Consider the following 18,073-nt stretch of genomic DNA (forward strand, 5'->3'; position numbering starts at 1 on the left):
GACCAAACTTTTAACCTCCGCCAACATCGTACATCGACGATAATAACACGCCCTTAGCTTTGCCCAGCACGATGTCCTGCTTACACAGCGCCTGCTGCCCGTACTTCGTGCATTCAAAGGCAAAGGCACGCTCTGGTTTAGCCAGGATGGCAAAAATGGCCAAGGGACTTTTGTGAGGTATGTTGCGGGGCGGGTCCAAGTTCAGAAGTTGGCGCTTAGCCGCCACTTTCGGCGACTGAAAGCCGAGTTGCATTTCTTTTCTTAACCTGAAATTTAATGGGTAACGTTGCCGCCATGGAGATGCAAGCAGGACAATACATGGGCCAGGTGCCCTTTTCTGCTAGCATGGGAGGTGTCATCCTCGCCACTTCTCAGCACGAGTTTGGCGCTATCCTTCCTGCGCACTACCACGTTAATCCGCATTTTACTTTCGTGCTGGAAGGCCGGTATGAAGAGGCGTTTGCGGGCCAGCGGGTACAATGTCAGCGCGGGGACTTACTGTATCACCCTGCGGGTTGTGAGCACTTCAACCGCTTCGAGCACGCGGGCGCCGCGTGCTTCAACGTAGAAATCTCGCCGGACTTTCTACTGCCGGGCAAGGGGTTGCGAGCCATGCAGCAGCAGCGGGTGCTGGAAGCTCCTCAGATGAAACAGTTGTTGCGGTCCATCCTGCAGGAAGTGACGCAACCCGACTGCTTTTCGGAAAGCGTTGTTGTGGGCACGGCCCTGCAATTAACGGGCTTGTTTATGCGCGAGCAGAGCCCACGGTTGGCGGAGTCCCAGGCCATACGGCGCGTAAAAGCATTGCTAAACGACGCGTCGTCGCAGGCGCTATCATTGCTGGAAATGAGCCAGACCGCGGGCATGTCGGCCTCTTACTTATGCCGGGAGTTCAAGCGGGCGACCGGCCTGACCCTGGGTGAGTACGCCCGGCAGCAGAAGGTGGCGCGCGTCTGCCAACTGCTGGCTCACACGCGGCTGACAACCGAGGAAATTGCCTTTGAAGTGGGATTCACAGATGCAAGTTACTTAACCCGGGTCTTCAAAAAAGTGATGGGAATCACGCCGGGAGACTACCGAAAAATGCTTTAGCAGCAATTCTGTCCAAGCTTGGGCAATTCTGTCCAAGAATGTAGCCAGCGACTCATGGGTTCTTTGCAACGGCAGCCTAAGCTGCTGCTTCGCTCCTATGAAAACTTTACACGTTTGGGTTTGTAGCACGCTATTGTTGAGCTGCTTTGCGGCAGTGGCTCAACCGTCGCCAGTGGCTCGATACGATATGCGAATTGAAGCCAGGTTACCGGAAAAAAACCTGCAGGTGCAGGGCACCTTCGCCTTCGATGCCGATGACCAAACGAGGGATTCTGTAGACGTGGTCGTGAATAAAAACATGGGCCGGCCAACCTTTCGCCTGCTCTCGCCCAAACAGCCGCAATTTGTGGTGAAAGAGGTGCCGGCCGCTGATGGGCAGGCCGTTTACCGATTCCTTTTCTCTCCCCGACTGGTCCCGCATCAGACCGTGCGCATAGGCTTTGCCTACCAGGGCGGCACGTTGCCAGCAGCTCAGTTCTTTCTCGACAGCGCATACTGCATGGCTGGGGGCTACGGTGTGGCCTGGTACCCGCAGGTGCTGGCCCGGCAAGCGGACAATTCCACAAGCACCATGGAGGGTACGGGTACCATCCGCGTTACCACAGCTCGGCGGTTTACCCCCGTTATCATGGGCAGCCAGTTCCACTCAATCGGGAAGGGCAAGCTGCTTACCACGGAATTTACGGTGCGAACCCCAGCCATCTTCTCCTTATTTGTGGGCCACTACATCCGCTCGGACTATTCAGGGCCGCTGCCTATCGGCGCTTACCGGCTCACGCGCGACACCGTCACGAGTGCCTACGTGCGCAAGTGTGCACGTATTATTGAGGAGCTGAGCCAGGAATTCGGGCCATATGCTTTCGGTAGCTTCAACATTGTCGAATATCCGGATGAGGTCGCCGCGAAGCTGGGAATCGGCGGCATCAGCGAGTGCGCAGGCATTGCACTGCCCAGCGCCAGCTTTGGAAAGCCGTTCAATTACGCCCTTTTTGGTTATGAACTCGGGCACCAGTGGTGGGGCAATGCTGTGCGGTCAACCGGCAAAAAAGGTACGGGCATCTTAAGCGAAGCCATGGCCCAATACGGTTCGCTGCAAGTGGTCAAGCGTTTCGACCCCACCCAGACCGAACAGTACCGCCGCACGGGTTATCCGGGCTACAACAAGGAGCAGTCGGGACTGGGCTACCTGACGCTGGTGGCCAGCGGCTCGGATACCGCCTTGCAGAACGTGAGCAGTGCCGAGGCGCATTCCATCGGCGACAGCAAAGGCTTTTTGGTGCTGGAGCTGCTAGCTGAAACCATCGGCAAAGAGCGCATGCGGGCGGCCCTGCACCACCTAACCACCAAGTACCGGGACCATCCCTTGACGTGGGAGAACTTTCTGAACGAAATCCAGCAAGCCGCCGGGCAGGACCTGGCTTGGTTCTACGAGCAGTGGCTGAACCGGACCGGCGCGCCCGAGTGGACGCTGTCCTGGCAGCTGAGCGGACAAGGACAAGTGGCCCTCAAGGTCGTGCAGCCGCCCCGTACTGCCTACCGATTACGGTTAGACGCCGAACTTATTAGCACCGCCGGGAAAACCGTTCGGTGTGTGGTAGAAGTCGCGGGTGCTACGACTACCCTCCGCCAGGAGGTGCCCCCTGATTTTATCGTGCAACAAGTGCGGCTGGACCCGGAGTTTAAGGTGCTGCACTGGAGCGAAGAGTACCGCGCCCGGGCCATGGTCCTGGCCGACGCTTCTCGGGTGAGAAACCTGTGGCTGTCGGGCAAGGTACCCGAAGCCTTGGCGATGGGCGAAGCGGCCTTGGCCAAAGTGTCGCAGCCTGACCCGTACGGGGCCGAATTTGCGCTTTGCTTCGAGTTGGGCTTTCTGCAGGCCAGGCGGTCCCGTCAAAGCCCGGCTTTCCGGGAAGAAGCCATTGCTTACTTTTTGCGGGCTGTCCGGTGTCCGGTGCGAGAACCGCAGGGGCTTACCAACGCCTATCTGCTTTTGGCCAAATTGGCCCAGGCAAAAGGGGATAAGGAATTGTTTGCCTGGGCCAGAAGCTGCGCTTTGACAGCGGACGCGCTGACGGGCAACGCAGAGGGAGTAGCCAGCAGGTTGTAACGTTTCGGGCGTGCCCACTGGCAAGCATTCGGCATGCGCTATTTGGTTCTATAACAGCGGTACTCCGAGTACATCATATTTCACCGCACTACCTGTTGGAGCAACTTCCTGTATTCCGTTTGAGCTGAACATGAAGCCAGATGAACATACCTTTCAAGCCGGCCGGGTACACGTCCGTTTCCCCTTACTTCGTCGTCGAGGGCGCCCAGCAGCTGGCAGACTTGCTGCGCGAGCTGTTTGGCGCCGTGGAATTGCGACGCTTCGCGGGGCCGAACGGCACGGTGGGGCACTTGGAACTGCAGCTCGATGACTCCGTGCTCATGCTTGCGGATGCCATGCCTACCTACCCGGCCAATCGGCTTTTGCTGCACGTGTACGTGCCGGACGTGCACGCCACCTACGCCCGGGCGCTGGCCCTGGGGTGTGAAGCCGTAGAGGCCCCAGTGAACAAACCTGGCGACCCGGACATACGGGGCACGTCCCGTGACTTTGCGGGCAACACCTGGGCCATCGGCATGCAAGCCGCGGCCGTCCATAACTGATTCTTACCGGTCAGTATCTTGGCACGCCGCAATACCAACCCTTTTTCAATTAGCCAGTTACAAACCCAAAGCCATGTCTTTTCAAGCTTACATCGACAACATTAAAGCTAAAACGGGTAAAAGTCCTGATGACTTTAAGCAACTCGCGGAAGCAAAAGGATTCTTGCAGGATGGGCAGCTAGTTGCTTCAATTAAGGCAACTGTCATCACGAATTGGCTCAAGGAAGAATTTGAACTGGGGCATGGGCATGCAATGGCCATCTACGCCAGCTTTAAAGGCAAGACGGAATAAGATAAGTAGGGCCTGGTGAAGGCATTGCCTCAGCAGTTCGCTTTCATATCCTTTCCATCTTGTTCCTTCATTAAGGCCGTCACACCACACCCCACGAACGTAATCAGCTCCCGTGTGGCGGGACCAGTTCCTCGCCTCGTGCTTGTTCAATTTTCCCACAAGGGCAATTGCTTTCATCTCCAGCCGCTGAGTCTTCTACCCCATTTTTAGACTTTCCGTGAAGTTCTACCTGCAAGCAATTAGCTGTCTGTTACTCATCGAGTCGAAGGGCGCCGATTCCGTCCCGCCCGCAGTAGAGTTGCATGTGCCATTTGCGCCCGCCGTGGTGCGCATTGCCGGTCAGCCTACCCTGTACTACGAATTGCTGCTGACGAACCCAACCGCGGATACGCTCAACGTCCAGGAACTACGCGTCGTGAATGAGGCCGACTCGGCGGTGGCCGTGTTAGAAGTAGCCGCTTTAGCTGCCCGCTTTGGCCGCGCCGGCCCGCCTTCCACCAGCGTGCTCCCTGGCGCAACCCAAGTACTTTATCTCGAAGTAGGACTGCCTGCCGAGGCCTCGGTTAAGCAACTGGGTCATCACCTGACCTACACCTACCGCCAGGGAGTTCAAAAACGGGTGGCGCATAGCCGGAGCCCGTGGCTGCCAATCAAGCAGCAGCTCGCCCCCGTATTCGGTCCGCCCTTGCGTGGGGGCCCTTGGGCAGCCGTGTACGAGCCGTCGTGGGAGCGGGGACACCGCCGGGTACGCTACACCATTGATGGCAAAACGCGCATTCCCGGGCGCTACGCCATCGACTTTATTAAACTTGATTTGCAAGGCAGCTACGCCCGCACCGACGAGAACGTGGTGGGCAACTGGTACGGCTACGGGGCTGATGTGCTGGCTGTGCGCGACGGCGTGGTGGTAGCGGCCCAGAATGATTTTCCCGAAAGCCCAACGCTGGCCGCCCATCCCGCTTATTCGGCGGCGCAGGCAACTGGCAACTACATCGCCTTGGACCTGGGCCGGCAACAGACGGCTTTTTACGAGCATCTGCGCCCCGGCAGCCTTCGCGTACGACCGGGCCAGCACGTCAAACAGGGTCAGGTGCTGGCGCAAATCAGTTTCACGGGCCAGACGACCGGCCCGCACCTGCACTTTCACGTCGCCGATGCTCCTTCGGCGCTAGGCGCTGAAGGAGAAGCCTATTCCTTCGCCCGTTTCACTCAACTGGGGACTTACCCGGATTTCAACCAGTTTGGCAAGCGGCCCTGGACGGCTAGTGGCTCTCAGCCCGCCTTGTTCGTCGAGGAACGGCCAGCGGCCAATTCGGTAATCCAATTTGAATAGCCCGGAGCGGAAACAACCAAGCAGCTGGCTGTACCCACCAACTGCATTTCCGTCTGAACTACTCGTCGGTGCAAGCTCAGCAAAAGCTGGTGAAGGCCAGCGTCGCTTACCTCTACCACGAAGCGTATGAACAGTGCTACCCAGTCAGCTCGGTGAGGACAACCAGTGATGTGCAAGTATTCCAGAAGAGTGCTTCATGAGGTAATATGACCAAGTTAAAATGAGCTGACTACGCTAGTGCTACCACTAGCGCATGGGTATCTTCCAGCAGCCTGTAGCGCACTATTTTTCCCTGCACCATAGTTAATGAGATAAAGAAGGGGGAGGTGAACAACCGGCCTGTTTGCGTTAGGGTGCTGGAAAAGGTTCCGGTAACGATGGCCACCGGGCCCTCCACAAGCAAGTGCTCCAGATGTGCATCCACTGGCACGGTGTGCGCAAACAGCAACTCAAAAAACTGCTGAATTTCGGCGCGCTGCTGGCGCGGTCCCAGCCACGGCGCCAGGTCGCGGGCACCCGGCACGTCCCAGTCCACCCGGTCGGCAAAGCACATCATCAGGGTGGGAACGTCGCGGGCAGCCAGGGCCTGCAAGTAGGTGCTGACCAACAGGCGGGTATCGAAAAGAAGGGGAGCCATAGGAGGCAGGCAATAAAGTAAAAAATCGGCGAGGGCTACGCGGGTGCTGAGGCACCAGCCTATCAGTTGGTTTGGCAAAAGTGCCAGCAGCTTGCCCCGCACTCTTTACCTTCAGACGTCATTTAATTGCTTTATCACGCCATGGGTGCATTCGCAGGCGAACGGGCTGCTACCTTCACCAGGCTCACTTACGGTTGTTCTATGCACCCTCAACAGCAACTGGCCCTGGCCTTGTTGGCCTATGCCGCCCAGCGGGGCCTGGCCGTGGACCGCCTGGCCCGGCAGTCGGGGCTGGACACGGCTGCCCTACTCAGCCCCACCCACGGCCCCCTTTCGGCGAAGCAGTGGCACGACCTCTGGCTCAACGCGGCCCAGCTAGCCCGTGACCCCACCTTTGGACTGCACTTCGGTGAAGCTGCGACCCCGGCGGCACTGGGGGTTGTCGGGCAACTCGTGCAGAGCAGCCGCACCGTGGGCGAGGCCTTAACCCACGGGGCCGCCCTGCTACCCTTGCTCACCGACCAGGTGTGGCTCGACTTGGCCCACTCTCCCCAGTCCGTGTGGCTGCGGTTTCGGCAGCTACCCACCGAGCTGGCGGCTAGCGCCACCGTAGTCGACCACCTCGTGGATTTTGTGCTGGCATTTGTCCTGCACGAGCTCGATGGCCTGCTGCTCGAACGCCTTCAGCCGCGAACCGTGCGGTTTCCGCCTGGGGCCCGGCAGCTGCCCGAGCATCTGCGGGTACTACGCGCGGCCACGCTGGCGGCTGGTCCGCCCGGCGAATACAGCGTCGAGTTAGCCGGCGCGTGTTGGAGTATGCCCCTCCTCACCGCTGACTACGAACTGCAAGCTGCGCTGCTGCAGAAAATAACCCAATGGCAAGCGGCTCGGCCAGCCGTGGAACCATTGCGCGACAAGATTGCGGGCTACTTGCTGGCCAACGCTTACTTGGGCATCCCGTCGTTGGAAGAGCTAGCGGCAAATTTTTCCACCAGTGCCCGCAGCCTGCAACGCAAGCTGCAGGCCGAAGGCACTAATTATCAGGAGGTAGCCGATGCCGTGCGCAAGTCTCTGGCTTTGCATTACCTGAAAATGGGCGCCTATCCGATTAAGGAGATATCTTATTTAATGGGATACAACGAGTTAAGTGCTTTCAGTCGCGCCTTCAAGCGCTGGACGGGGCACAGCCCGGCACACTACCAGCCTGCGTCAGCTAGCCGCTCGCTTCCGGGGTAGCCAGCCAGCATTGGCGGAAAAGGACAAGAGGATGGCGTTTGGTGGTAAGCGGGCCGGACGCTAACGCGGGAAACTTTGCGGTAGAAAAACGCGGCCCTTCCTGCTGCGAAGTGCTCGGCTGTCTGATAGCCGGCTGGAGCTACCTACTCTTTCACCCCTACACCTATTTTACTTATGCAAACGCAACCCCAAGACGTAGTACACGGCTTTCTGACGGCCGTGCAGCAAGGCAAATTCGACCAAGTGGCCGCCGCCTTGCACCCACAGGTTCAATGGAGTCAGCCGGGCCACAACCGCCTTTCGGGCCTCAAACATTCGCGCGACGAGGTATTCGGCATGGTAGGCGCCATGCAGGAGTTGGCCAACGGCACGCTTACCTTAACTGAGGTGGACCTGCTCAGTACGAATGGCACCCAGGTAGCTTGCCGGGTACACTGGCGCGCCGCCCAGCCAAGCGGCGTCGTGCTCGACGTGGATAACCTCGATGTATACACTATCGAAGATGGACTAATTACCCAGGTGCAGGTTTTCACAACCGATACGGCCCAGGAAGATGCCTTTTGGGGCCAATAAATTCGTCCGTCGCGTGCCCGGTACTGGAACAGTGCGGCAGGTTCAATACACGTGGCCGACCAGAGCAACCATGCCTCCGGATTATCAGATAGGGAGCCTATTGGCATATTTTACGCTTCTATCCCGGCCTGTAGTGCTGGCTACTTACTAGCCCGCCCGCACCAATACTCTCGACGTATGGCTGCGAGCATTCCCACAAGTAATATGTTTAACCACACATCGGTGGCGGGCAATTGGGTAGACAGGTTGGTGTCGGACCAGCACTGTTTTACCAAGAGCACAATATGAACGATGTCACCGTGACGCGTTTCATGCAACCAGCGGGCCAGTTCCCAATTTTCCCCCAGGGAGTCGTTTTGTGGGACATTAGCTCCGCTCAAAGGATGGTAAGCGGAAATCAAACGCTCCTAAAACTGAACAGGTTTAAGTTTAAGCCGCGACCGTTTGACAGACACGGATACGGCGCCGCCGGGGGCACTGTGGTGACCAGGGTCCAGATGCGGTCTATGCCTTGCCGAGCACTATTGCCTAGGTTCACGGCCCTGCTCAGGTTGTCGGTGAGCAAGCCGGCCGGGCGCGTGGACGTGACCTGGCCCAGCCCGCTCCGGTCCAGCACCAAGCCGTGGCCGAAGTCGAACACCCCGCTGCCGGGCGCACGCACCACGCGTAAGTTGCCTTGCACGTACCGCCCTGGGCCTTCGCCGCCGAGGGTGGCCCCGTCGGGTAGCGTAAGCGTGGCCGTAGGCAAGGTGCGCAGCAGGCCGCTTTGCGGGGTCTGGGCGGTGCCCACGGTGAGGTCGGTAGGCAGGCTAAGCGTGTGCTGGCCGGCGGCCCCGGTGTTGTTGAGCACCAGCGCAGCCACCGTGGCTGCGCCGGGTGCGAACACTTGATTGGTGCTGCCCGTGAAGAGCATCATGCCGCCGGATACCAGCGTGCCTGCGTTGCTGAGGTCGCCAATGAGCTGCACGGTGCCGGCATTGGCGAGGGTGCTGCCCGTGTGGTTCTGCACGCCGCCGGCCACATTATAGCAAGGCGCCGGCCGACACGGTAAGGGCCGAGCCGTCGTTGGTGAGAGTGGGTTGAGCGAGGCTGTCGAGGGAGTGCAGCAGCAATGCAAAAGCAAACCAGTGTTTCATGTGGACGAGTGTTGCAATGGGGACCGGGGTAGCATCCACGCTTATTGCTGGGCCTGGGCGCTGCTGTTCTCCAACCGCCGCAACCGCGCCCCGAATGCTTCGGTGGCAGCGGTGGCCTGGGCCGCTTTGGTGCGGGCGTCGGCGGCGGCGGCTTGGGCAATAGTGGCTTGTTGTTTCAGCGCCTCAATCTGCGCTTGCTGTTCCTGCACGGCGCGCACGAGCGGCACCACGAACTGGGCGTAATTAAGCCCGTAGTAGTCGCGGGCATTGGCCGGAGCATGTAGCCCGTCGAAGTCAAAGCCTAGCTCTTGCGCAACTTTTTCCACGTCCTGGGCCAGAAAACCAGTGCGGCGGGTCGAATCGGATACGGCGGCTGCCCGGCGCGCCAGCCCGGCAGGCAGCTGGTTGAAGGCCGCCTGCCGGGCGGCATCGAAGCGGTAGGTGACGGGGCGTAGGCGGGTGATGAAGGCCAAACCCGGCACATTGGCTTGCACGTCCGTTTTGAAGCGCGCGTCGGAGGTCACCGTCAGCCCCACCTGGCAGCGCAACGAAAAAATGCTGTTGCCTAGTTGGATGGTGTTGCTGGTGGTGACGATGGCTCCGTTGCCTAGGGCTGTCGAATTACTAACCACGTTCTGGTAAGTGCCGCTGTAGGCCCCGAGAGCCGTGTTGTAGCTGCCCGTCGCGTTGTCTTGCCCGCTCTGGTAGCCCAGAAACACGTTTTCATTGCCAGTTGTGTTATTGATGCCACTTTCGTAGCCGTTGAACACGTTATGGCCGCCGGCTGAATTGTTGTAGCCGCTTTGGTAACCTATGAACTGGTTGTTGCTGCCCGTTGAATTGTTGTAGCCGCTCAGGTAGCCGCTGAACTGGTTGTTGTCGCCCGTCGTGTTGTGGTAGCCGCTTCCAAGGCCACTGAAGTTGTTGTAGCTGCCTGTAGTGTTGTAGGAGCCGCTCCCGTTGCCGTTGAAGCAGTTGAAGCTACCGGTCGTGTTGTCGTAGCCGCTCTGAAAGCCCACGAACAGGTTATCGCGGCCCGTCGTGTTGTTGAGGCCACTCTGGTAGCCAATGAATTGGTTGTGGTTGCCTCGGCCATTGGTTGTAGGCGTCAGGCTTTGCCCGGCCTGGAAGCCGAGCAGCACGTTATTGCCCACGCCATTCTGGCCCAAGTTCAGGCCGCCGTCGGCCCGCACGCCTACCCCCACAGCCGCGCCGATGCTGGCCCCGGTGCCAGTAAGGGCGTTGGCTTGCAAGTTCAGACCAGTGGTGGCCGTGTGGTTGCCCAGGTTGTCGGCCCCGCCGCCGGCCGGGTTGAGGAACACCCAGGCGGCCGGGCTGCCGGCGACGTAGTAAAAGCCTTCGGGCGCGTCGGTCTGGTATACCAGCAGCCCCTGGGGCGGGGCGGCAATACCCGTACGCTGAGCGGCCGTGAGGCGCGGAATGAGCAGGCCCCGGTCGCTGGCTTTAATTTCGAGGGCGGCCTTGGCGTCGGGCACAGTGGTGCCGATGCCTACCGATTGGGCTCCGGCGGCGAAGGGTAGCCAAAGCACGGGCAACAGGGCCACAGCCCAGCGAAAAAAACAGGTTTTCATAGTAAAAAAAAAGAGTGAGGCTGATGGAAAAGTAGCCGCGGCGTTACTCCATAGCCACCGCCACGCGGCAGCTCACGGGCTGGCCCGCCAGCTCGGCCCGCAGCACGTAGATGCCCGCCGCCAGCCCGCGCAGTGAGAGTGCGCCCGCGGAGCCGGTCGGCGGGGCGAAGGCGCGCACCAGCCGGCCTTGCCCGTCGTAGAGGCGTAGCCCGGTCGGGAACGGCCCGGTGGGCGAGTAGCGCAGGCGCACCTCACCGGCGGCCGGGTTCGGAAACACCCCAAAGCCCAGCGCGGCTGCCGCGCGGGTAGCGGTTCCAAGGAGCGAACCGGAGGATTGCACCCGCGCGGCGAGGATGTCCTGGTTTAGCCCCCCGGCGCCCACCGTCGACCAGTACACCTGCACCGAGCCGTTGGGCTGGCTCACGGGCGCATGGTCCAGGTATGTCGCCGTAGCATCCAGAAAATTGACCTGATTGACCGCCACCGAGCTCAGCGCCACCCCGTTGGCGGCAAACGCGGCGCTGCCTGTCGGCAACAGCTTCTGGGCATGAAAAGCAGTATTTGTTCGGTAGAAAGCCATCACCGAACCATTGTCGGACGGCGCCAGCCGGGGACGCAGGTACTGCGCCGGCTGGTCGTAAACGGGTACGCCGGCGGGACTCCAGGCCAGGGTGCCGGCCGCGTCTATTTTCTGGGCGTAGCAGTTGTAGCTGGTTGTTCCCAACCGGTTGTCTTCCCACACCATCCACAGGGCGTTGTTGTGCCAGATGGCGTGCGGATTAGCTTGTTGCGAGGCGAAGGTGCACAAATTCACGTAGCCGGGACTGGGCCAGCCCAGCGCGCCGGTGGGCAATATTTTCGACACCAGCGCGTCGCCGCCAAACGAGGTCCAGGCCACGTAGAGGTTGCCGGCCGGGTCGAGCACGGGCTGCGGGGTGCCATCGCCCCGGCCCGCCGGCCCGTCGGCCGAAAGCACCGTATTGGTGGTCCACAAGCGGTTGCTGCCCTGAAAGCGCTGGACTTGTATCCCAATGGAGTACGAGCTGTGCGCGACCAGGTAGAAGCCGTCGGCCCCGTCGCTGACCGTGCGGTAGTTAGGCAGCGGATAATTGTTGGGCGAGACCACCTCGACCTGGTTGGCATTGAGGGCCCAGCGCACGGCGCCCGCGGGACTCACCTCATTGAAGGTGAAGCGGGCGCTGTTCCCGCTTATGGCCAGGTCGTGCGTGATGAGGGCACCCGTACTGGTGGGAATGATGTTCAGGCCATTCTCGGAAACAAAGATGACGCTGGGCGAAACCGTCATGTTGCGGCGGGCGATTAAGGCCGGTTGGGCCCACTGCGGGGTGCCGGCGGCATCGTAATACTGGCAGCGCACGCTGTCGCCGCCAATGCCGAAAGCCCCCTGCACCCAGGCTACGAGCATGCCGCTCTGCCAGGGCACGGCTTTCATGCCCCAGATTTCGCGCCCCCGGGTTTGGAACAGGCGCAGGCCGTTGGCGGCCAGCAGCGGGGTGCCGGCAGCGTCGAGGTGTTGCGCGTAGAGCGCCGTGCCGGGGCCGCTCTGGCTGCCCGCGCGCCGGTCAATCCATGCCACGTAAGAGCCCCCTGCCCCGTCGGCAAACGCCTGCACGTCCAGTTGGTTGCCGGTCGCGCTGCACACCGCCAGCGGCGTGCTCGGAGAAGCCGAAAACTGCGCCCGTGCCGCAAAGCTCAGAAGCAGAGTCAGCAGGCTGCTTAAGTAGAGAGCCCGGCTGCGCACAGGTAAAAAAGTCGAGGTTGTTTTCATAGAAGTAAGTTTTTTGGCCGAAGCCGGCTATTGGAGGAAACCTTGCTGGCAAGCGCAGCCATTGAAAATGGATAGCGCTGGAGCGGTTGCAAAGCACGGAGAGCCGACCCCGATGGGCTTTTGCGCACGTTGCAAATGTGTTTGCTGAGGTTGCGCCGTACCGCTTGGGCGGGTTCGGCCTCGCAAGACCACGGGGAGAGGTTATCCGTTGGTCAGGCAATAAATATGCTGACTATCAAGCTCGCCAGCTTTACCTTAGCCGTGTGGGCCCGGTGGCATTGCCTTTCGTGCCCGCCGCTGCCGATGAACATTCGCCACTTTGTCGCCTTGCTCAGCAGCCTGCTCATTAGCGGGCCGCCCGCCCACGCCCAGCCGGCTCGCCGGGGGGCGTCCATCGTTCCGGCCGCGCCCAACAGCGCCTTGGTGCGCCTCACATCCCCTCAGGTTACGGCCGATGCCATGCAGCGCCTGGGACCTGGCTTGCGCTGGCGCTACCAGCCGGGCCAACCAGCCGGGTGGGCCAGCCCAGCCACCGACGACCACACTTGGCCGTTGGTCGATGCCTCGTTTCCGTTCAAGAAAGGCCCGGTGGGCTGGCGCGGCACGGGCTGCTTTCGGGTTCGGTTTACCCTCGATTCGGCTTTGCTTGGGCAGCCGTTGGGCTTTCGCTTTCGCCACGCGGGGGCCTCGGAAATTTACTTGGATGGACAACTGCTGGGGCGCTTGGGCACCCCGGGCACTTCGCGTGCTACCACCACGGGCTGGTGGCCGAGCTACCAGACGTTACCCTTTATGCTGCGCGAAGCCGGCCCGCATCTGCTCGCCGTCCGCTACGCCCAGTTCGACCCCCGGCCGGCGGAGGGGAACAGCGGTTTTACGGTGCGGGTGGCCCCGGCCCCGCGCCTCATCGCCGAAAACCTGACTATCCTACGCCTGGCCGATGTCAACATCATTGGCCTGGCAGGCTCCGCCGTACTGATGCTGCTGCATCTGTTTCTCTTTCTTTACTACCGGGCCCAGCGTGCTAACCTCTACGGCAGCCTCTACATGGCCGCCCTATTTGCCACGGACTGGTTCCGGTACTCCTCGTTCGTTCAGAGCGAGATGAAGGTGCGCTTTTGGAGTAATGTGGGCTTTGAGACGAGTCTGGCGCTGGGCAGCGTGATGCTACTGGCCTTTGCGTACGCCATTTGCCAGCGGCGTATTCCGTGGTGGTGGCTGCTGCTGCTGGGGGGCGGCTGGCTAGGCGTGGTGGCCTGGTACGCGGGGCATTCGCTTGGGGGCATCAAGCGGGTGAGTGATGCGCTGGTGGTGCTGTCCTTTCTCAACATGTTTTGGGTGCTGGGCGGGGCCCTGCGGCGACGTCAGCCGGGCATCTGGCTGGTGGCGGTGGGGGCGCTGGGCACGTTGCTGGTGTATGTCTTTACCGCTAGCAGCATATTTCAGCAGCGCAGCAACGACGTGGCGCTGCCCTACGATTTGGGCGTGCAGGTAGGCCTGCTGCTGCTGCCCGTCTGCCTTTCGCTCTACCTGGCCCGTGATTTTGCCGTGACGCGCCGCAGCCTCGAAGTGCAGCTGCGCCAAGTACAGGAGCTATCCGCCCAAACCCGCCGCCAGGAAGCTGAGCGCCAGCAGCTCATCAGCGCCCAAAACGAGCAACTAGAAAGCACCGTGCAGCGCCGCACCGAGGAAATTCAGCGGCAAAACACGGTGCTGGCCGCCCAGAAGGCGGAAATCACGGCGCAGGCCGACCAGCTGCAGACGCTCGACGAGGCCAAGTCGCGCTTCTTCACCAACCTCACCCACGAATTTCGGACCCCGCTCACACTCATGCTCGGCCCGGCCGAGCAAATCGTGGCCGAGTCGCAGCAGCCAGCCGTGCGCCAGCAAGCCACCCTGGTGCAGCGCAATGCCCAGCACCTGCTGCGCCTCATCAACCAACTCCTGGATTTGAGCAAGCTCGAAGCCGGCCACTTGGCGCTGGAGCCGGTTTCCGCCGACCTGGTGCCGTTCGTGCGCGGCCTCGTGGGCTCATTTGAGTCGCTGGCGCAGCAACGGTGCCTCGCCTGTTCCTTTGCCGCCGACCAAGCCGCGCTGCTTCTGGATTTCGACCCCGGCAAGCTGGAAAAAATAGTTTACAACCTGCTCTCCAATGCCTTCAAATTCACGCCCAGCGGAGGGCAAGTAGCGGTGCGGTTGGCCCAGACCGCCGAGGTACCATCGGGCGAGGAGTGGGTGGAGCTGACCGTGCACGACACCGGCCAAGGCATCGCCCCTGCGCAACTGCCGCATGTGTTCGACCGATTCTTCCAGGCCGACAGTTCAAGTACGCGCGAGCAGGAGGGCTCCGGCATTGGTCTCGCGCTCACGAAAGAATTGGTCGAGTTACACGGTGGCACCATCGTGCTCCACAGCGCGCCCACCTGCGGCACCACGGCGGTCGTGCGCCTGCCGGTGCGCCACCTCGCCGCGCCCGCTGCGGGCCCATTGCTCACGGCTGAGCCAGTCACAAAGCCGCACTTCACGGAGCCGCACTTGGTCGTATCCAAAGCGCAAGCGGCCGAGCCCGTTCAGGTACTGGTTATCGAAGATAATGCTGAGGTACGGGCCTTTTTGCGGTCTACTTTGGCTCCTCACTACCAAGTACTGGAAGCCGCCGACGGCGAAGCTGGCGTGGCGCTGGCCCGGGAGCAGGTACCCGACTTCGTGCTCACCGACGTGATGATGCCGCGCCTCGACGGGCACGGCGTGTGCCGCGCCCTGCGCCAGGACGAGCGTACCAGCCACATCCCCGTCGTGCTGCTCACGGCCCAAGCGGGCTTGGAAAGCAAGCTCGAAGGGCTGCATACCGGAGTCGATGCCTACCTGTCCAAGCCCTTTCACCCCACCGAGTTGCTGGCCACCATCGCTAGTCTATTGCGCAGCCGCCAGCTGTTGCGCGACGTCTACCGGCGCGGCTTGGTCGCCTCCACCGGCCTGGGCCTGCCCTCGCTGGAGCAGGCCTTCGTGGCGCGGGTGCAGCAAGTAGTGATTCAGCACCTCGACGATGAAACCTTCAACGTGGAAACCCTCGCCCGGCAGGTGGCCCTGAGCCGGACCCAGCTCCACCGCAAACTCAAGGCCCTCACCGGCCAGGCCCCCGGCGACTTCATCCGCGCGGTACGGCTAAACCGGGCGCATGAGCTGCTGGTGGGGCAAGTGGGCACCGTGTCGGAAATCGCCTACCAAGTCGGCTACAGCAATCCCGCCAATTTTTCGACCAGCTTCGCCCGCCATTTCGGCTATCCGCCCGGCGAAGCCCGTTCGAAAAGGGCTGTTTAACAGTTGTGCTGGCCCTAGGGGCACAGCTTTTTAGAGCTCAGACGGCTGGGCAGCATTTTCCGGCAACGTAATGCTACCAACACCTGAACCGAGTTTGAGCGTAACCTCGAATTCAGCTAGTCGCCCTTTTATGACCAGCGGCTTAACAACAACAAAGCGACTGTGATTGCCTCTGCTAAATAGGGGTGCATAACGAAAGTATACGAGGCCTTTTTTTCGGGGAGTAATTTGAACGGCTCTACCTTGCAGTAAAACGACCGTTTTCGTGAACTTCTATTGCTTCACGGATGCCTTCCGGGGCATGAAGTAGACCCCGTACATACCGGTGAGTAACGGGCTAAACATCAAGATGCTGCTCCACCACGTCAGGTACTTATACAAAAACAGGCCAAATAGGGCCACGGCAACGGCCACAAGGAAACCTATGAGGCGCCACCCAAACGATTTGTGGTTGACCAGCAAGGCCAGAAAGCCGACATAGAGCCCGAGCGCAGGAATGCTAAATATCCATAGGCCAAATTCTATCGGTGATGTCTTGTTGAGCAACAGTGGCATCAGCAGAAGGAAATAGCCCGAGTGTTAACTATCGGGGATGAAAAGTACACGATACCTCGCTGTTCACTATTACGCTCATTAATTTTGAGTTGTTCTAGCTAATCCGGACACAATTGGGATGTTGTTTGAAGTTGCGTTTCGAAGTGGTTGGGCGATTGCTAGCCGAGCGCAGAATGCTGTCGCTCAGTGTTGTAGTAGGTGATTTGGTGGCTGATGTCGAGTTTGGCTTCGGTCAGCCAGGAAAGCTCCCGCCGTCGAGCAGTTCGGCCTTGAGGCGCCTCCGAAACGATTCGGCGTGGGCGTTGTCGTAACAGTTGCCGCGCCGGCTCATGCTTTGCTGGGCACCGTGTTTAGCGACCAGGCCCTTGAAGCGGGGGGCCGTGTACTGGCTGCCTTGGTCGGAGTAGATGACGAGCCCGGCCGGGGGCCGGCGCCCCAGCCGGGCGCGGCGCAGGGCCTCGCTGACCAGGTCTTCGGGCATCGCGCGCGCACGTCCCAGCCCACAATTTTGCGCGAGCAACGGTCCAGCCACACGGCCAGATACAGCCAGCCGCCGCTCTGGCGGGGCAAATAGGTGATGTCGCCGACCCATACTCAATTCGGGGCATTGGGGGCCGGCGGGTCCAGCAAGCGGTTGGGCACGGCGCGCACGGCCGGGTCGGAATCGGTCGTGCGCGGCACAAACGAGCGCGGTTGCTGGGCCCGCAAGCCGTGGGCCTTGAGCACGCGGCGCATGCACCAGCGGCCCACGGCGTGACCCTGGGCCTGCAGTTCGGCCCGCAGCCGGCGCGTGCCGTAACGCTAGCTGTGGTACGCAAACGCTTCGCGCACCGCCACTTGCCAGACCGGCTCGGCAACGAGTTGCTGGCCGGCGCGCCGCCACGCATAGTAGGCGGCCGGGGCCACGCACAGCAACTGGCAGCGCTGGCGCACGGGCACGTGGGCCTGGCGCTGGGCGATGTGCTGGGAGGCGCTCACCGGGTCGGTTGGCCGAGCCTGTGCATCAAGCAGGCGCTGACCACGGCTTTTTTTTAAAATATCGAGTTCCTGCTCGGCCCGTTTCAGCCGGGCGCGCAGGGCTCGCACCTCCGGGTCACGGGCTACTTCTTCGCTGCTCACTTCGGCCACGAGCTGCGCCTGCTGCCAGCGGTAGCGCAGCTTGGAGCCGGTGCCCAACTGCCGGGCCGCGGCCTGCGTGCTGCGGCTTTCACCGGCCAGGCGTAGCGCCTCGACCTTAAACGCCTCGTCGTATTTGCGTCGTTCGTCGGGCGACGCCCCGTTGGTTTGGGTTGCCACGACTGAAGAACTATACGTCCTTCTTCTATCCGTCTTGCCTAGACCACCTCACTCTCCGCAAGTTCAGATTTACGTTCCAGAGTTAACCAGTGCCCGGCCGGCTGGTCGATTACAGTGGGCTTTGAACAAGCGTTTCGCATAGGGGCTCCAACTGTACCCAACTTGATATTGGAGAACGGCTCGTATTCGTCATTTTACGAATAGAATAGGTTGACTCGGCTTACCGTTGCTTACCGCAGCCTTGGCATTGGCAACGCTTCACCACACGTGGTGCAGGCCGGGCGCATGCATCTTGGCTTCGGCCAGTACGGGTCCACGCCCAACAGGGCAACGAAGCCGATTGCACCGGCACCGCCAAGGGTATGTCTTCCGTGTCGACCACTAGGTGGCGCGTAAGGCCAGCTACTTGCTTGCCCGCATTGTGGCCGTGTACCCATCTGCACGACTGCGTGCCAATGCTCTCCACGGCCCGCCGCAATCCATTTCTCCATTAGTTCCAGGTTCCATCTTGCCGCCCCAAATCGCTTATCCACCGTACGCTAGGGTGGTACATCGTGTGGCAACAATTGCCA

At 60.9% G+C, this 18,073-nt stretch carries 16 protein-coding genes and 1 pseudogene; 8 read left to right on the forward strand and 9 right to left on the reverse strand.

Annotated features, from left to right (window positions below):
* Nucleotides 1-10 precede the first annotated feature (10 nt).
* Nucleotides 11-163, reverse strand: coding sequence for a hypothetical protein (locus tag J4E00_RS28175; RefSeq protein WP_208178702.1), 153 nt, complete (start codon nucleotides 161-163; stop codon nucleotides 11-13).
* A gap of 113 nt (nucleotides 164-276) precedes the next feature.
* Here J4E00_RS28175 and J4E00_RS28180 point away from each other — a divergent pair, with 113 nt between their 5' ends.
* From J4E00_RS28180 to J4E00_RS30155, 5 genes are all read left to right on the forward strand, one after another.
* The gene (locus tag J4E00_RS28180; RefSeq protein ID WP_208178703.1) at nucleotides 277-1,092 is read left to right on the forward strand and encodes a helix-turn-helix domain-containing protein; all 816 of its coding nucleotides are present in this window, start codon (nucleotides 277-279) and stop codon (nucleotides 1,090-1,092) included.
* Between the two features lie 187 nt (nucleotides 1,093-1,279).
* A complete protein-coding gene (locus J4E00_RS28185) occupies nucleotides 1,280-3,199 on the forward strand; it encodes a M1 family aminopeptidase (RefSeq protein WP_208178704.1) in 1,920 nt (639 codons plus the stop codon).
* A 140-nt stretch (nucleotides 3,200-3,339) separates the two neighbouring features.
* Nucleotides 3,340-3,741 (forward strand): VOC family protein, encoded by a 402-nt coding sequence (locus tag J4E00_RS28190; RefSeq protein WP_208178705.1) that lies wholly within the window; start codon nucleotides 3,340-3,342, stop codon nucleotides 3,739-3,741.
* A gap of 73 nt (nucleotides 3,742-3,814) precedes the next feature.
* Nucleotides 3,815-4,033 (forward strand): DUF4287 domain-containing protein, encoded by a 219-nt coding sequence (locus J4E00_RS28195; RefSeq protein WP_208178706.1) that lies wholly within the window; start codon nucleotides 3,815-3,817, stop codon nucleotides 4,031-4,033.
* 217 nt (nucleotides 4,034-4,250) lie between these two features.
* Complete coding sequence (locus J4E00_RS30155; protein ID WP_208178707.1) at nucleotides 4,251-5,366, forward strand: M23 family metallopeptidase; 1,116 nt, start codon at nucleotides 4,251-4,253, stop codon at nucleotides 5,364-5,366.
* A gap of 229 nt (nucleotides 5,367-5,595) precedes the next feature.
* Here J4E00_RS30155 and J4E00_RS28205 read toward each other — a convergent pair whose 3' ends face one another.
* Nucleotides 5,596-6,003 carry a nuclear transport factor 2 family protein gene (locus tag J4E00_RS28205; protein ID WP_208178708.1) on the reverse strand — a complete coding sequence of 136 codons (408 nt, stop codon included), beginning with the start codon at nucleotides 6,001-6,003 and terminating at the stop codon, nucleotides 5,596-5,598.
* Nucleotides 6,004-6,204: 201 nt separating this feature from the next.
* Between J4E00_RS28205 and J4E00_RS28210 the strand changes: the two genes are divergently transcribed.
* Together J4E00_RS28210 and J4E00_RS28215 are read left to right on the forward strand one after the other, a co-directional pair.
* Nucleotides 6,205-7,239: an AraC family transcriptional regulator gene (locus J4E00_RS28210; protein WP_208178709.1), complete on the forward strand. Its 1,035-nt coding sequence runs from the start codon at nucleotides 6,205-6,207 to the stop codon at nucleotides 7,237-7,239.
* Between the two features lie 174 nt (nucleotides 7,240-7,413).
* Complete coding sequence (locus tag J4E00_RS28215) at nucleotides 7,414-7,812, forward strand: nuclear transport factor 2 family protein (protein ID WP_208178710.1); 399 nt, start codon at nucleotides 7,414-7,416, stop codon at nucleotides 7,810-7,812.
* Between the two features lie 397 nt (nucleotides 7,813-8,209).
* Here J4E00_RS28215 and J4E00_RS28220 read toward each other — a convergent pair whose 3' ends face one another.
* From J4E00_RS28220 to J4E00_RS28230, 3 genes are all read right to left on the reverse strand, one after another.
* Complete coding sequence (locus tag J4E00_RS28220) at nucleotides 8,210-8,821, reverse strand: hypothetical protein (protein ID WP_208178711.1); 612 nt, start codon at nucleotides 8,819-8,821, stop codon at nucleotides 8,210-8,212.
* A gap of 168 nt (nucleotides 8,822-8,989) precedes the next feature.
* Entirely contained in the window at nucleotides 8,990-10,540 is a 1,551-nt protein-coding gene (locus J4E00_RS28225; RefSeq protein ID WP_208178712.1) for a tail fiber domain-containing protein, read from the reverse strand.
* Nucleotides 10,541-10,583: 43 nt separating this feature from the next.
* Entirely contained in the window at nucleotides 10,584-12,329 is a 1,746-nt protein-coding gene (locus J4E00_RS28230) for a T9SS type A sorting domain-containing protein (RefSeq protein ID WP_208178713.1), read from the reverse strand.
* A 303-nt stretch (nucleotides 12,330-12,632) separates the two neighbouring features.
* Here J4E00_RS28230 and J4E00_RS28235 point away from each other — a divergent pair, with 303 nt between their 5' ends.
* A complete protein-coding gene (locus tag J4E00_RS28235) occupies nucleotides 12,633-15,650 on the forward strand; it encodes an ATP-binding protein (protein WP_208178714.1) in 3,018 nt (1,005 codons plus the stop codon).
* Between the two features lie 273 nt (nucleotides 15,651-15,923).
* Here the strand turns inward: J4E00_RS28235 and J4E00_RS28240 are convergent, their stop codons facing one another.
* The 4 genes and pseudogenes from J4E00_RS28240 to J4E00_RS28255 form a co-directional block, all read right to left on the reverse strand.
* The gene (locus J4E00_RS28240) at nucleotides 15,924-16,205 is read right to left on the reverse strand and encodes a hypothetical protein (protein ID WP_208178715.1); all 282 of its coding nucleotides are present in this window, start codon (nucleotides 16,203-16,205) and stop codon (nucleotides 15,924-15,926) included.
* Nucleotides 16,206-16,437: 232 nt separating this feature from the next.
* Nucleotides 16,438-16,686: a DDE-type integrase/transposase/recombinase gene (locus J4E00_RS28245; protein WP_208178716.1), complete on the reverse strand. Its 249-nt coding sequence runs from the start codon at nucleotides 16,684-16,686 to the stop codon at nucleotides 16,438-16,440.
* Nucleotides 16,687-16,799: 113 nt separating this feature from the next.
* Nucleotides 16,800-16,994: pseudogene (locus J4E00_RS28250) on the reverse strand (IS3 family transposase); the annotation flags it as partial.
* A 12-nt stretch (nucleotides 16,995-17,006) separates the two neighbouring features.
* A complete protein-coding gene (locus J4E00_RS28255; protein ID WP_208178717.1) occupies nucleotides 17,007-17,501 on the reverse strand; it encodes a transposase in 495 nt (164 codons plus the stop codon).
* Between the last annotated feature and the right edge of the window lie 572 nt (nucleotides 17,502-18,073).

It is taken from the genome of Hymenobacter negativus, from assembly GCF_017571495.1.
GTDB lineage: Bacteria > Bacteroidota > Bacteroidia > Cytophagales > Hymenobacteraceae > Hymenobacter > Hymenobacter negativus.